The 14054-nt window shown below is 40.4% G+C and carries 14 protein-coding genes; 10 read left to right on the top strand and 4 right to left on the bottom strand.

All coding sequences use genetic code 11. The features are described 5' to 3' along the window. Positions 1 to 85: 85 nt before the first annotated feature. Positions 86 to 1252: an MFS transporter gene (locus tag QUF94_RS24155; protein ID WP_289318076.1), complete on the bottom strand. Its 1167-nt coding sequence runs from the start codon at positions 1250 to 1252 to the stop codon at positions 86 to 88. A gap of 189 nt (positions 1253 to 1441) precedes the next feature. On the opposite strand from QUF94_RS24155, the gene cax reads away from it, so the two are divergent. Both cax and QUF94_RS24145 read left to right on the top strand, forming a co-directional pair. Further along, entirely contained in the window at positions 1442 to 2500 is a 1059-nt protein-coding gene (gene cax, locus QUF94_RS24150) for a calcium/proton exchanger (protein WP_289318489.1), read from the top strand. A gap of 464 nt (positions 2501 to 2964) precedes the next feature. After that, positions 2965 to 3777 (top strand): YfkD famly protein, encoded by an 813-nt coding sequence (locus QUF94_RS24145; RefSeq protein WP_289318075.1) that lies wholly within the window; start codon positions 2965 to 2967, stop codon positions 3775 to 3777. Between the two features lie 35 nt (positions 3778 to 3812). Here the strand turns inward: QUF94_RS24145 and yfkAB are convergent, their stop codons facing one another. Continuing rightward, on the bottom strand, positions 3813 to 4934 hold the full coding sequence (yfkAB, locus tag QUF94_RS24140; protein ID WP_483313698.1) for a radical SAM/CxCxxxxC motif protein YfkAB: 1122 nt from the start codon (positions 4932 to 4934) through the stop codon (positions 3813 to 3815). Between the two features lie 156 nt (positions 4935 to 5090). Between yfkAB and QUF94_RS24135 the strand changes: the two genes are divergently transcribed. Both QUF94_RS24135 and QUF94_RS24130 read left to right on the top strand, forming a co-directional pair. Continuing rightward, positions 5091 to 5276, top strand: coding sequence for an SE1561 family protein (locus QUF94_RS24135; RefSeq protein ID WP_089362622.1), 186 nt, complete (start codon positions 5091 to 5093; stop codon positions 5274 to 5276). 320 nt (positions 5277 to 5596) lie between these two features. Next, complete coding sequence (locus QUF94_RS24130; protein ID WP_289318073.1) at positions 5597 to 7165, top strand: fumarate hydratase; 1569 nt, start codon at positions 5597 to 5599, stop codon at positions 7163 to 7165. Positions 7166 to 7213: 48 nt separating this feature from the next. Here the strand turns inward: QUF94_RS24130 and QUF94_RS24125 are convergent, their stop codons facing one another. Continuing rightward, positions 7214 to 7351 (bottom strand): hypothetical protein, encoded by a 138-nt coding sequence (locus tag QUF94_RS24125; RefSeq protein WP_289318072.1) that lies wholly within the window; start codon positions 7349 to 7351, stop codon positions 7214 to 7216. 111 nt (positions 7352 to 7462) lie between these two features. On the opposite strand from QUF94_RS24125, the gene QUF94_RS24120 reads away from it, so the two are divergent. The 5 genes from QUF94_RS24120 to QUF94_RS24100 all read left to right on the top strand — a co-directional run bounded on the left by QUF94_RS24120 (position 7463) and on the right by QUF94_RS24100 (position 11673). Further along, complete coding sequence (locus QUF94_RS24120) at positions 7463 to 7648, top strand: hypothetical protein (RefSeq protein WP_289318071.1); 186 nt, start codon at positions 7463 to 7465, stop codon at positions 7646 to 7648. A gap of 211 nt (positions 7649 to 7859) precedes the next feature. Continuing rightward, positions 7860 to 8645, top strand: a complete 786-nt coding sequence (gene pdaA, locus QUF94_RS24115) for a delta-lactam-biosynthetic de-N-acetylase (protein ID WP_421154455.1) — start codon at positions 7860 to 7862, stop codon at positions 8643 to 8645. A 122-nt stretch (positions 8646 to 8767) separates the two neighbouring features. Continuing rightward, the gene (locus tag QUF94_RS24110; RefSeq protein ID WP_289318070.1) at positions 8768 to 9652 is read left to right on the top strand and encodes a DNA-3-methyladenine glycosylase family protein; all 885 of its coding nucleotides are present in this window, start codon (positions 8768 to 8770) and stop codon (positions 9650 to 9652) included. After that, the gene (gene rlmD, locus QUF94_RS24105) at positions 9649 to 11034 is read left to right on the top strand and encodes a 23S rRNA (uracil(1939)-C(5))-methyltransferase RlmD (protein WP_289318069.1); all 1386 of its coding nucleotides are present in this window, start codon (positions 9649 to 9651) and stop codon (positions 11032 to 11034) included. Before QUF94_RS24110 ends, rlmD begins: the two co-directional genes overlap by 4 nt. A 117-nt stretch (positions 11035 to 11151) precedes the next feature. Then, positions 11152 to 11673: a YehS family protein gene (locus QUF94_RS24100; RefSeq protein WP_289318068.1), complete on the top strand. Its 522-nt coding sequence runs from the start codon at positions 11152 to 11154 to the stop codon at positions 11671 to 11673. Positions 11674 to 12353: 680 nt separating this feature from the next. On the opposite strand, the gene QUF94_RS24095 is transcribed toward QUF94_RS24100, so the two are convergent. Beyond that, positions 12354 to 12485, bottom strand: a complete 132-nt coding sequence (locus QUF94_RS24095) for a hypothetical protein (protein WP_289318067.1) — start codon at positions 12483 to 12485, stop codon at positions 12354 to 12356. Between the two features lie 377 nt (positions 12486 to 12862). Between QUF94_RS24095 and QUF94_RS24090 the strand changes: the two genes are divergently transcribed. After that, entirely contained in the window at positions 12863 to 14053 is a 1191-nt protein-coding gene (locus QUF94_RS24090; RefSeq protein WP_289318066.1) for a glycine C-acetyltransferase, read from the top strand. The last annotated feature ends 1 nt before the right edge of the window (position 14054 follow it).

Genomic DNA, 14054 nt, shown 5'->3' with positions numbered 1-14054 from the left:
TAAAAAATATAAAGTGCATTTACAGGCACAATTGTTAAACATGCAAATTGAATAATAAATGGAGTTGTCCAGATAATAAACTATACTACATAACTGAAGCAGGCATTTTCTCCTTAAACAAGGCCAATGAAATGAAGACAAGCAAAAGCATGATACTGATCATGTAGAAAAAATTCCCACCCTGAACGTGTTCAATGACCAGGCCGCCAAAGAATGGACCGCCGATGCTGCCGAGACTAAAGAAAATGCTGCATAATAAATTTCCTGCGGGTAAAAGGTTTCGAGGCAAAAGATCTGCCATATAACTGATACCCAGCGAGAAAGTCGAACCGACCATCATTCCGCCAATCATAAAGCAGATGAGTAGGCCAAGAACTGAATAGGAATAAATCCCTGCTAGAGTGAATGTGGCAAAGCCTGAAAAAAGAATCGTCAACAAGGTCTTTCGCCGGCCAAAGCGGTCACTGATCATCCCCAGGGGAATTTGTGTAAGCAGGGTCCCGGCAGAAAATGCCGGAATGATGATGGATACTGCGGTTAAATCGATTCCGGAGCGCAAAGCGAATACTGGAAAGTTGCTATTCAATGATGCTTCGAGCACGCCAAAGGTGAACGGAAGTAAAAAAGCGACCCAAGCTATGCGGCTCACCTTTGAAAACCTTTTGAGTGTTCCGAGGAATGATGTGTTTTCAGAGTCATCCTGTTCAGGAAGCTCATTTCTAATAAGGAAAACAGTTAACCAAGTAAGAAAGCTAAGTATGGATGTCATGATGAAAGGCAAAGCCTGATTAATCTCGAGAAGCTTCGTCATTAGCGGTCCGACCATGAAGCCAAGACTGAAGAAAAGTCCATAAATGGCAAGATTCCTTCCTCGTTTTGCTATTGGTGAAATAGCAGTGATCCATGTCTGGGTAGCAAAGTGGAGTGTATGATCGCCGATTCCAATGAAGAAACGGAGTACGAACCAAAACCAGAATGATTTCCAAACCGGGAATAAGGCAAGCGATAGAATGACGGTTATCCCGCCAAATAATATCAATGGCTTATACCCGTATTTACGGAGTGGCGCTTCCATAAAAGGAGAAATCAACAGAATCCCAATATAAAGGGAGGCTGAATGGAACCCGTTTAAGGATGAGCTGATTCCGTCATTTTCAAAAATGATGGCGATGATCGGCAGAAGCATCCCTTGAGAAAACCCTGATATGCCGACAATAATGATTAGAACACTTAAAAGCAGTTTATTATTCATAAGGTCATGTCTCCTAAGAAATGTATACCTTTTTGATGTTACATCTTAGTAAGAGGATTAAGCAATAGAAATTTGGGTAAATATTGACAAGAAGCGAAGCGATGATAAAAATTTTCCTTTGTCATCGCCCGAAGATTATGTATGATAGTTTTTGTTACATAAAAGAACTATATGATTGTGAGGAGAAGTATCGTGAATAAAATATTTTTGGGGCTTGTCCTGTTAGGCGTCCCCTTATCTGTCATTGGGTCATTATTGCATTGGCCGAGTGTAATCATGTTCATAGTATATTGCTTAACAATCGTCGCGCTTGCAGGCTTCATGGGCCGGGCGACTGAAAGCTTAGCGATCGTTATGGGACCAAGGATTGGCGGTCTTTTGAATGCAACCTTTGGTAATGCAGTAGAATTGATCATATCCATCTTTTCATTAAAGGCGGGACTAGTGGGTGTCGTATTGGCGTCTTTGACTGGTTCCGTTTTAGGAAACTTATTGTTGGTGGCAGGACTATCATTCTTTATCGGAGGGACCAAATACAAACGGCAGAAATTTAATGTATTCGATGCGAGGCATAATGCCGGCCTGTTAATTTTTGCTGTTATTGTAGCCTTCGTCATACCGGAAGTATTCACACAAAACATGAGTGAATCAAGCACGATGTCGTTAAGTGTCGGAATTTCCATCATTTTGATCTTATTATACCTTGCTGCATTATTCTTTAAATTGGTTACTCACCGAGGGGTATATCAGCATACGGAGAAAACCGAGGAACATGAAGAGGAAGAACCGGAGTGGAGCAAGAAAAAGGCAATTATAATACTTGCTGCCGCTACATTGGCTGTTGCGTTCGTATCGGAGAAACTTGTCCATACGTTCAGCGAAGTGGGGGAAACCTTCGGATGGACGGAGTTATTCATCGGAGTCATTATCGTTGCGATCGTGGGTAACGCGGCAGAACATGCTTCAGCCGTCATAATGGCCTATAAAAATAAAATGGATGTCGCTGTGGAGATTGCCGTTGGTTCCACACTTCAAGTTGCGATGTTCGTAGCTCCTGTACTCGTGCTGATTTCGTTAATGTATCCAACACATATGCCGCTTGTTTTTACATGGCCAGAACTGATATCAATGGTTACAGCAGTCTTTCTGATGATCATGATTTCGAATGACGGGGAAACGAACTGGTTTGAAGGCCTTACCCTATTGGCTGCTTACTTCATTATGGGGATTGGATTTTACTTATTATAGAATGCTGGCCTTCCGATGCGGAAGGTCTCTTTTTTATAAATAAAAATAAAAATGACTCTGCTCAGGTTAGATTTAGCAGAGTCATTTCTATATTAGTAAATTACCATCCATAAGTTAATCCAAAATTTTTCATCATGCTTTTGTAAAAGTTGAGAAAATATTCTAGAGTGTCACACCATCCTTTTACATCAGATTTAAGTATAGGCGAATTCGTTTTCTGTCATCCTTTAAAAGGGTGTCGTGGATTGTTCGATAAGCATACCTCCTGAAAGATTTATAGGTATGAACGATTTCGCCTCCTTTTTATAATGTAAATTAAGTATAACCGATTTGAACAGAAAAGTAAATATTCTGAACTTTACAAATATATTACAAAATCGACATCAGATTGAAATGTATAGAATGTCGGCTAAAAACAAAATCTATAAACAAATGATTGAACCCCTCAAAAGGAGTGCGACAGCATGAGAAGAATTATTCTTATTACGATGTTTACCCTATTTGCCTTCATTCAGGCTAATGTAGGTTTTGCAGCAGATATACCAGGAGATATAACAACTCCGAATAAGGTGAAAATCCCACCTTCCGTATTGAATATTGCAAAGGAGAATACGTATCCGAACCCGACTCAGGATCTTCCAATGTTGCAGCCGAGTAAGTTTGCCGAACAATTGATTGATTCGTCGGATATAAAGATTGAAAATCCAGAACTCATTCATATGTTGAATGAATCAGCAATTGCAAAGGCTCCGCTTGCTTTTGGATACAGGGCGACCATTTACCTTGGCCATTGGGCATTGAATTATGAGTCTTCGGAAACGGCCCCAAACTGGGAATACCAAAAGATCAATATGAATTACTATGATAATCGCGGCGGTGAAGTTCCATACAGGATCCGTTACGTCCAGGAAAGTCAGAAGGCAGTAAGTGGCGGTCTGACCGCTAAAATCCCTAAGGCTGAGGATGTTCAAAAGATGATGCTGTTAAAAGCCACGGAAAAAACCAATTTGCCATTGGCTTTCGAAACGATCATCGGAGCTGGTACGAAAAAAGATCAAGTATACAATGTTGCTTCAAATAGGATTGGTTACTTATCCAGTTATGCTTCTGCCGTCAATGAAAAAGGCAAGGTCACATATGGGGAAGTATATTTGAACCTAAAAGGAAATAAAAGAACCATTACGATCAAGAACATCACTTCGCAAGGCATCGGGGCTTGGATACCGGTTCAGGACCATGTTTCCTTCAGCTTTACAGTCTCGCAGCAACCCAGGTAAAATGAAAAAACTCGCCGGATTGGCGAGTTTTTTCTTCATATGGTTGACTTCCTGATCCTGAAGTCTTCCTTTGGATAGTAGGCATTTTTGACAAGAACATTCGGGCCGAGACATTTTACTGCCGGGCAGTGGCAGTTCAATTCATTGGCCAGTTTTGAATTCATCCATGTGTCATACGATTCGGTCAATGGCCGATCAATGATATTTCCCAATGTAGGTGCATCACCGAAGTCGGTCACTATAACTTCCCCGGTGAAAATATTGACGTTCAACCGGGAACGTCCATCAGGGTCATTTCGAACAGTCACTTTATGTGAACCATAAAGGCGTTGAAGCAGCTCAATATCCTCTTTACCGTTATTGCAAGGATAGAATGGCAGGGTACCGAAAAGCATCCATACATTTTCATCACGGATATCAAGCAAATGATGAATCGCTTCACGCATATTCTCCAATGATAACGTTTCAAGTGCCGAAGCGAAGTCGCTTGGATACATCGGATGAATTTCATGCCTTTGACATCCCATTTCATCGACGATCTGTCTGTGAATATGTTCAAGATGCGGCAATGTGCGTTTATTAAGCATCGTTTCTGCTGAAACCAGCACACCAGCCTTTGTCAGGGCCTGGGAATTTTCGATCATTTTATCAAATAATTTCTTTCGCTGTTCCCGCGATGGTTTTCGGTCCATCATGGCGAAGCCGATATCAATGAATTCATCTATCGTTCCCCAGTTATGAGAAATGTGCAGGACATCCAAATAGGGAATGATTTCCTCATACCGTTCCAAGTCAAGGGTCAAATTGGAATTGATTTGTGTCCGGACCCCGCGGTTACGGGCATATTTCAATAGAGGCAAAACATAATTCTTCACTTGTTTTCTTGATAGCATCGGTTCTCCGCCAGTGATGCTGAACGAGCGAAGCAAAGGAATCTCATCAAGGCGCTGAATCAGTAATTCCAGTGGCAGAGCATCGGGATCCTTGGGCTGAAGTGTGTAACCGACAGCACAATGCTCACAACGCATATTGCAAAGTGTGGTGGTTGTGAACTCTACGTTGGTCAGGCTAAGCTTTCCATATTGTTCAACGTCCATATATGCTTCCCAAGGATCATACTTGGGTGTAATTGGTGTTAAAAGGTCTTGCTTGATTATTGACATGTTTAAAACTCCTTACGTAATAATGCACTAACCCATTATGAACAATGGGGACAAAAATTGTCAAATGGCGGAGAGCTGCATTTATAGCTTGCCATTGCACTTTCAAGCAGATTTCGTTACGATGAAAGAAGAATGGAAGGAGAGTGCCTCATGGGAAAATCCATTACAGGTAAAAACGAACAATTAACATACTTAAAAGAACGCCTAACGATGTTCATGGAGGTTCTTGATCATATCGAACCTGAAAATACTGAACTGGAAGATATAGACCGCTTAATCGGCATGATAGATGATTTGGAAGGCAAAGTTGAACAATTCAAAACCAGGGAAGAATAATATCTGTTTCGATAGTATGATTTTTTCAATGTTAATATTCATGAAGGGATGACGTGCAACCTGCGTCATCCCTTTTTTATAAATAATGATGAATGGCGTTCATAACAAATAGGAAATGTTTGGTGATGAAAAATTTAGTCATGGGCTATTCTTGGCGCTTTGAAGATTCCTCACCAATTTGCTTTTCATTAAGAAAAATAATTACTTGTTTTCGAAAGATTATGTTAGATGTATAATAAAACGGGTGTTGTATCAATCGCTATTTATAGAGAAGCAGGGAAATGATTAAATCTAGGGGAAATAAGAGGGGGAAGAGAAATTTGGATATTCAAAAATTCCAAGAAAGTATGTACAGTCTTATCGTTGAAACTTCAACGAATCTTCCAAAGGATGTTCGTCGTGCGGTCAAAAGTGCAAAACAACGTGAAAATGCAGGTACTCGTTCTGCATTGAGCTTGGCCACCATCACGAATAATATTACAATGGCTGACGACAATGTATCACCGATTTGTCAGGATACTGGTCTGCCGACTTTCAAAATAAAAACTCCAGTTGGCGTGAACCAACTTGAAATAAAAGAAGCAATCCGAAATGCAATCATTTTAGCAACAAAGGGCGGAAAACTTCGTCCGAACGCCGTTGACTCTTTATCGGGTGAAAATAGCGGGGATAACCTTGGGGAAGGTCTTCCTGTCATGAAATTCGATCAATGGGAAAAAGACTACATTGATGTTCGTCTCATCTTAAAAGGCGGCGGCTGTGAAAACAAAAACATCCAATACAGTCTTCCTATGGAGCTTGAAGGGTTGGGGAAAGCGGGCCGTGACTTGGACGGAATCCGTAAATGTGTCCTTCACTCTGTTTACCAAGCACAAGGACAAGGCTGCAGTGCCGGCTTCATCGGCGTTGGTATCGGCGGGGACCGTTCATCCGGATATGATCTGGCTAAGGCTCAACTTTTCCGCAGTAATGAAGATGTGAATCCGAATGAAGATCTTCGTAAACTTGAAGATTACATCATGAAGACAGCTAATGAATTGGGAATCGGCACGATGGGCTTTGGCGGCGAAACTACACTGCTTGGATGTAAAATCGGTGTCATGCACCGTATTCCTGCAAGCTTTTTCGTATCCGTGGCTTATAACTGCTGGGCTTTCCGCCGTTTAGGAGTGAAAGTGAATCCGGAAACAGGCGAAATCAATGAGTGGTTATATCAAGAAGGAGAGAAAATCGACTTCGCTCTAGAAGCAGAAAAAGAAGCGAAGGAAGAAGTGGCAGCCGCTGTAGAATCCGACGTTGAAGCTTCCCGTGAAATCACCCTGCAAGCACCTATCACGGAAGAGCAAATCCGTGAATTGAAAGTTGGTGACGTAGTTCATATTAACGGCAGAATGTATACGGGCCGTGACGCTATCCACAAACATTTATCTGAAAATCCTGCACCAATCGACCTGGATGGACAAATCATCTATCACTGTGGACCAGTAATGCTGAAGGACGAAGAAGGTAAATGGCATGTGAAGGCTGCGGGACCAACAACAAGTATTCGTGAAGAACCCTACCAAGGTGATATCATGAAACGATTTGGCATCCGTGCAGTTATCGGTAAAGGCGGAATGGGACCAAAAACACTTGAGGCACTAAGTGAACACGGCGGCGTTTATCTAAACGCAATCGGCGGAGCTGCTCAATATTATGCAGACTGCATCAAATCCGTAGAAGGCGTTAACTTCACTGAATTTGGTATTCCAGAAGCAATGTGGCATCTGAATGTTGAAGGATTTACAGCCGTTGTTACCATGGATTCACATGGAAACAGCTTGCATAAAGATGTTCAGCAATCTTCATTGGAAAAATTGGCACAATTCAAAGAACCAGTTTTTAAATAAATGTATGGCAAAAGACGCTCGCCAATCGGTTGAGCGTCTTTTGCTATCTTACTCTTCTATTTCCGGCAGTGGATCGACCCTCGAAGAATCCTCTAAATTCAATCCACTTTTCACAAAATGAATAAACACTCCACCACCTAAACCAAGACAACCAACAAAGCCTAACGTGATAACCCATTCCAGCATTTCATTCCCCCCTTGCTAAATGTATATGAAAAAAAAGGCGATAATTACCTTAGAAAAGTACAATCTTTTGGAACGGTCGCACATACATTAGAAGAGAAAGGGGGGATTTTCATGCAGAATAGCTACATCTTATTCTTTATCGCCATGTTAACCGGTTTTGCTTTCATCAAACTTCCTGTAGCAAACACGATTTTCTCCGGTCTTGAAACATTCCTGGACGTAGTCGGAATTGTAACAGTTCTCATTTTCGCTATCGCCATTATTTGGAAGGCGGCACAAGCGTTATTTAAAGGATAAACCAATATGAAGGGGCCAATCCTTTTCGGAGGAAAGGCCTTTTTTTGCGTGGGATTAAGATTTTGTTGAGAGGATTCGTCCCACAATTCGATAAATCGTTCTAAAGCGAGAAAAATTCGACCCAGAATTCGATAATTCGACCTTCACAATATCATGCATATAAATCTCTATGTTCCAAACACTAAGAAAAAAGAACATGGGGGATATTCCAATGAAAAAAATGGTGATTTTGTCCGCTTTTATATGCTTGATATGCTCTTTGGCAAGCCCAGCTTTTGCGGAATCCTATAACTGGGGTTTCAATAAAGGAAGAAATGGGACACCTGCCGATGCCGGTAAAAAATTCAATGAAATGCTGCCTAAATATGAAGCGATTTATAAAGGGGATACAAAGAAAAAAGACGTTTATTTAACATTTGATAACGGTTATGAAAATGGTTATACGGCACAGATTTTAGATGTTCTGAAGAAACATAAGGCTCCTGGAGCTTTTTTTGTCACGGGTCATTATTTAAAAACGGCGCCTGAGCTTGTTATCCGTATGGCCAATGAAGGGCATATCGTGGGGAACCATTCATGGAACCATCCGGATATGACCAGCGTGACGGACGATGTCATTCGCACCGAGCTCGAGCGGGTAAAAAAAGCGACGGAAAAATTAACCGGGCAACAGGGAATGAATTACTTAAGGCCGCCTCGTGGGGTATTTAATGAAAGAACAATGAAAATCGCAAAAAGAGAAGGGTATTACCACATCTTTTGGTCACTGGCATATAGAGACTGGATTGTCGATCAACAAAAGGGTGCCGCGTTCGCACACGATGAGGTGCTTAAGCAGATACATCCCGGCGCGATATTATTACTGCATACAGTATCGAGGGATAATGCGGAAGCACTCGACTCGATACTGACGGATCTTGAAAAACAGGGATACACATTCAGCAGCCTTGATGATTTAATGATTGAGAAACAATTTCCAAACCGAATGCTTTATTAAAATTAAAAGCGGGTCCTGTAGTGATGATTCAGGTCCCGCTTTTATCCATTCTCCTCTATTTCAAGTAATATTTCTGGAAACATGCTATAATACGTGGAAAACTGCTAAAGGATGGATCGCTTGTGTGGACAGAAAAATTACAGGTTCAAGGACCCTATAATTTCGATCTAGTTCTCGAACGATTATCGTTAGACCCACTTCAGGTAGTTGATTTTTCTAACAGGACGGTAAAAGTTCCGCTATATATAGAAAAAGAACCAATCGTTTTGCAGGTTCAGGCAATAGGAAATATCGAAGATCCATCTTTTATCATTAAAGGTCATTCAGAAGAGGACAAGTTTAAAGCACTCGAAAGGTTAAAAAAGGTTTTTCATTGGCATCAGCCATTAGAAGGCGTTTCCCGGCATTTTCGGGAATCCGATTTGCGGGAAATCTTCGAGGAGCACCGCGGTACAGCTATAGTCTTGGACTTCGATTACTACAGTTGCCTCGTCAAATGCATCATACATCAGCAATTAAACCTATCTTTTGCTCATACGCTCACGGAACGATTCGTTAAAACATTCGGCTACCAGATAGAAGGTGCCTGGTTTTATCCGACACCGGAAACAACCGCCCAACTTCAAATTGAGCAATTAAGGGCCATTCAATTCAGTGGCCGGAAAGCGGAATACGTCATCGGACTTTCCGAGCAAATCATTCAGGGCCAACTCAATCTTGGTATAATGGATAAGCTATCCGATCAAGAGGTTATGGATACACTAATAAAAATACGCGGTATCGGTAGATGGACGGCTGAAAACTTCCTGCTTTTTGGACTCGGCCGGCCGAACCTATTTCCCAAAGCCGATATTGGCATTCAAAATGCCTTGAAAATATTATATGGCTTACCGCAAAAGCCAACCCAAGAAGAAATGGAATCCTATAGTGTGAACTGGGCTCCATATCTAAGCTACGCTTCCCTCTATTTGTGGAGAAGCATCGAAAAACGGAGTGAAAAGAAATGACAAACATTCAAGATACAAAACTGGAAGTGAATCAAACCCTTCCCCTTACCATTAAACGGCTTGGCATTAACGGAGAGGGAGTCGGTTATTTCAAAAAGAAAGTCGTCTTCGTCCCTGGAGCATTACCTGGTGAAGAAGTTGTAGCTTTGGTCACAAAAGTACAGCCAAACTTTACCGAGGCGAAAATTAAAACCATCCGGAAAGAATCGCCACACCGGATTGCAGCACCATGTCCGGTTTACGCAGAGTGCGGCGGATGTCAGTTACAGCATTTAAGCTATGACCAGCAGCTTGTAGAAAAACGCGATATCGTCATTCAAGCGATGGAACGTTATTCGGAATTCCCAGTTTCTTCATTAAATGTAAAAGAAACGATCGGCATGGAAGATCCTTGGAATTATCGCAATAAAAGTCAGTACCAAGTAGGCCAAAAAGATGGCAAATTGATTGCTGGTCTATATGGTTTGAATTCCCATACACTGATCGATATCCCGAATTGCCTTGTACAGCATAAGGCAACCAATAAAGTAACACGTACGGTGAAAAAGATACTAAAGAACCTGAATATCTCGATTTATAACGAAAGAAAAAGAAAAGGTGTAATCCGTACGGTCATTACTCGGGTAGGCTTTGAAACAGGTGAAGTGCAGGTTGTCCTTGTTACAGGAGCGGAAGAAATTCCACAAAAGGATCAGCTGCTTAAACAAATTCGTGACCAACTGCCAGAAGTGAAATCGGTCGTTCAAAACATCAACAACCAAAACACCTCACTTATCTTTGGAGAAAAAACGATTCATTTGGCAGGCGAAAAAGTCATCAACGAAACATTGGGCGACATATCTTATGAACTATCAGCGCGTACATTCTTCCAGCTTAACCCGGTCCAAACTGTTCGCTTATATGATGAAGTGAAAAAAGCAGCAGCTTTAACCGGCACGGAAAAAGTCGTTGACGCTTATTGCGGCGTAGGGACCATTGGACTATGGCTGTCTGAAAATGCCAAAGAAGTCCGAGGAATGGACGTCATTAAAGAATCCATTGAGGACGCCAAGAAAAATGCCAAAAAACATAATCGCAACAATGTATACTATGAAACAGGCAAAGCCGAGAATATCCTGCCACGCTGGACCAAAGAAGGCTGGAAACCGGATGTACTCGTCGTCGATCCACCAAGATTAGGCTGTGATCAATCCCTACTGCAAACAATTTTGAAAGTTAAACCGAAAACCATTGTGTACGTATCATGTAACCCATCCACATTGGCGAAGGACTTACAAGAACTAAGCAGTTCATATAGCGTTGAAACCATGCAGCCGGTGGACATGTTCCCGCAGACGAGTCATGTTGAAGTAGTTACCTCGTTGAAGCTGATTAAAGAATAAGCAGAAGGATCCGGGAATCTGTAAAAGGTTCTCGGATTTTCATCTGCGTTTATTTCCATCCATTTGTGAAATAATGAAGGTACTGTGAAAATTGAGAAATACATAGGAGGTTTTTGGATGCATAATCATGATATATTAATTCGATTAAGATACGCGCTGGATATAAAAAATAACGATATGGTAGAGATATTTAAACTTGGGGACATTAAAGTGACAAGAGAAGAAGTCATGCAGATGCTCACAAAACCAAAAGATGATTACTATGATGAATACGACGATGATATAGATGAAGATGAAGAAGGGATAAACTGCAATAACATGATGTTAGAGTCCTTTTTAAATGGCTTGATCATTTTTAAAAGAGGGAGACAAGAGCCAAAACCCGGTCAGCCCCAAAGCCAGGAACCGGCTGTAAAGAATAAGGAAAGTGTGAATAATATCCTTCTGAAGAAACTGAAAATAGCATTGACATTAACCAGTGAGGATATGATTGATATCTTGGAGGAAGCAGGAGTCATGATAACCAAAGGAGAATTAAGCGCTATTTTAAGAAAGATTGGCCATAGGAATTATAAAGAGTGCGGAGATCGATACGCCAGGAATTTCTTAAAAGGATTAGCTTTGAAATATAGGGGTTAAGGTTCAGTAAATAGCAACTATATTAATCATGTACATCATATTAGGCACTGGTTTCGGGAAAATACTTTTCCGATTTCAGGGTCTATTTCTTTTCGTTTGATTTTATTGAAGACATTAGAAAGTGTGAAATGGCAAAAAAACAGAAGGTGTCCCTAAGGCACCTTCTGCTCATTCATACTTTCAAGTGACATGCGGTATATATGTTTCTTTATCGGTGTTGTTATTGGATCAAATCCCAAACGGAGTTTACTTTGTGAATGAGTTATTGTTAAAAAAACCAATAATCATTATGGTTAATTTGACCTATTAGATGACGAATTTTGTAATAGGGGAAAACAAAAATTCAGATGGTCCTTTACTTAACAAGATGAAAAAGATGAACCCGTAATGTAAATTCGAAGTCGGCATAAAAGAAAGGAACTGGCTTCAATTTTAGTTGTGCATAAGGTGTGGATAAAGGAAGTGGGAGATGGGAAAAATCCTAATTCCTGATAATGTGCATAACTTTTTTAATTTTCTTTTACGTGAAATTTACCTCAACTTTCAGGGGCTGATCATCAGCTCTTTTTTTATGGAACTAAATGGAAGTTTGAATGGACCCTTTGTTGTGTATTTGACTCAAACAGTCCATTTGAACCATGGAAAACGATAAAAAAAGAGGATAATTAAATCCTCTTAGATTACTTGTCTTCATTTATTTGGTCATCGGATTTTTGAACGATTTCTTTTAATTCTCCTATGTCACCTTTTGCATTGATAATTTCAAAAATCTCATTTAAACCTTCTGAGGTTTTTTCATCTTCTGTTTTCACTATATACCCCTCCTTATTTGTGGTCATTTGTTAAGGTCTCCAAAAACCAGAAGATAAAACATAGGTTAACTTGGAAAATTGATGATGATATTCTCTTCGAATTTACCCCGATTTAAACACATTTTTGAGCGAACTTTTTTACAAAACTACAAAAATTCCGATTTTTTTGTCCACACAATATGGACAACATTAAAATTTTCTATTATTATGATTGATATAACTATTAGTATAAAGGGATTTAGGTTACTTCCCTATGTGTTTATGGAGAGGACACATGTATTTTTAGAAAAAAGAGTAAATTTCAGTATTCTTGAAATTGGGGTAAAACATATAATAATCCTGCACTTATTCCAACCATCAATGAGGGGGTATATTAAATGTCTAGTGAAATATTAAATAAATTTTTGAAAGAAAATTTGGAAGATTTAAAAGAAAAAGGACTTTACAACGTTATTGATCCTGTAGAAGGTCCAAACGGTCCGGTAATCACCATTGCAGGCAGAGAGTTAATTAATTTATCATCAAATAACTATTTAGGTTTAGCGACAGATCGACGATTGATAGAGGCTTGCATAGAAGCAACGAAAACATATGGTGTCGGAGCCGGTGCCGTTCGTACGATCAACGGAACATTGGATATTCATGTCAAATTAGAAGAAAAGCTTGCTGAATTTAAACATACAGAAGCGGCGATTGCTTATCAATCGGGCTTCAATTGTAATATGGCAGCGATTTCAGGAGTGATGGATAAACATGATGCCATTCTTTCGGATGAATTGAATCATGCTTCTATCATTGATGGATGTCGATTATCCAAAGCAAAGATTATTCCCTTCATTCATTCGGACATGGACGATTTACGAGCGAAAGCACGTCAAGCAAAAGAGTCCGGATTGTATAACAAGGTCATGATCATTACTGATGGCGTTTTCTCGATGGATGGGGATATTGCCAAGCTCCCTGAAATTGTTGAGATTGCAGAAGAGTTTGATTTAATTACTTATGTTGATGATGCACATGGCTCAGGGGTATTGGGTAATGGTGCTGGAACGGTAAAACACTTCGGGTTATCGGATAGAGTGGATTTCCAAATTGGAACTTTATCCAAAGCGATAGGTGTTGTAGGTGGCTATGTAGCAGGAAAGAAAGATTTAATTGATTGGTTAAAAGTGAGAAGCCGTCCATTTTTATTTTCAACTGCTGTCACACCGGGAGCAGTTGCAGCTAGTATAGAAGCCATTGATATTTTGATGAATAGCTCAGATCTTCAAAATAAGCTGTGGGAAAATAGCGAGTACTTGAAAAAGGGTCTAAAAGAATTAGGGTTTGATATCGGGGAGAGCGAAACACCGATTACGCCTTGCATTATAGGAGATGAAGCAAAAACGCAGCAATTCAGTAAGAGACTGAATGAAGAAGGCGTGTATGCTAAATCCATCGTATTTCCTACCGTTCCAAAGGGAACAGGAAGAGTGAGGAATATGCCTACAGCTGCTCATACAAAAGAGATGCTGGATCGTGCACTAGCCATTTATGAAAAAGTAGGAAAAGAGATGTCGATCATTTAAG

It is taken from the genome of Peribacillus sp. NJ4 (assembly GCF_030348345.1).
Classification (GTDB): Bacteria; Bacillota; Bacilli; order Bacillales; family DSM-1321; genus Peribacillus.
This window is presented reverse-complemented; position numbering and strand designations above follow the sequence as displayed.

Excerpts from the sequence above, each read along its gene's own strand:
- pdaA (WP_421154455.1), top strand. The coding sequence starts at position 7,860 with ATGAAAAAAATGGTGATTTTGTCCGCTTTTATATGCTTGATATGCTCT.
- QUF94_RS24155 (WP_289318076.1), bottom strand. The coding sequence starts at position 1,252 with ATGAATAATAAACTGCTTTTAAGTGTTCTAATCATTATTGTCGGCATA.
- rlmD (WP_289318069.1), top strand. The coding sequence starts at position 9,649 with ATGACAAACATTCAAGATACAAAACTGGAAGTGAATCAAACCCTTCCC.
- QUF94_RS24125 (WP_289318072.1), bottom strand. The coding sequence starts at position 7,351 with ATGCTGGAATGGGTTATCACGTTAGGCTTTGTTGGTTGTCTTGGTTTA.
- QUF94_RS24100 (WP_289318068.1), top strand. The coding sequence starts at position 11,152 with ATGCATAATCATGATATATTAATTCGATTAAGATACGCGCTGGATATA.
- QUF94_RS24090 (WP_289318066.1), top strand. The coding sequence starts at position 12,863 with ATGTCTAGTGAAATATTAAATAAATTTTTGAAAGAAAATTTGGAAGAT.
- QUF94_RS24135 (WP_089362622.1), top strand. The coding sequence starts at position 5,091 with ATGGGAAAATCCATTACAGGTAAAAACGAACAATTAACATACTTAAAA.
- QUF94_RS24120 (WP_289318071.1), top strand. The coding sequence starts at position 7,463 with ATGCAGAATAGCTACATCTTATTCTTTATCGCCATGTTAACCGGTTTT.
- QUF94_RS24145 (WP_289318075.1), top strand. The coding sequence starts at position 2,965 with ATGAGAAGAATTATTCTTATTACGATGTTTACCCTATTTGCCTTCATT.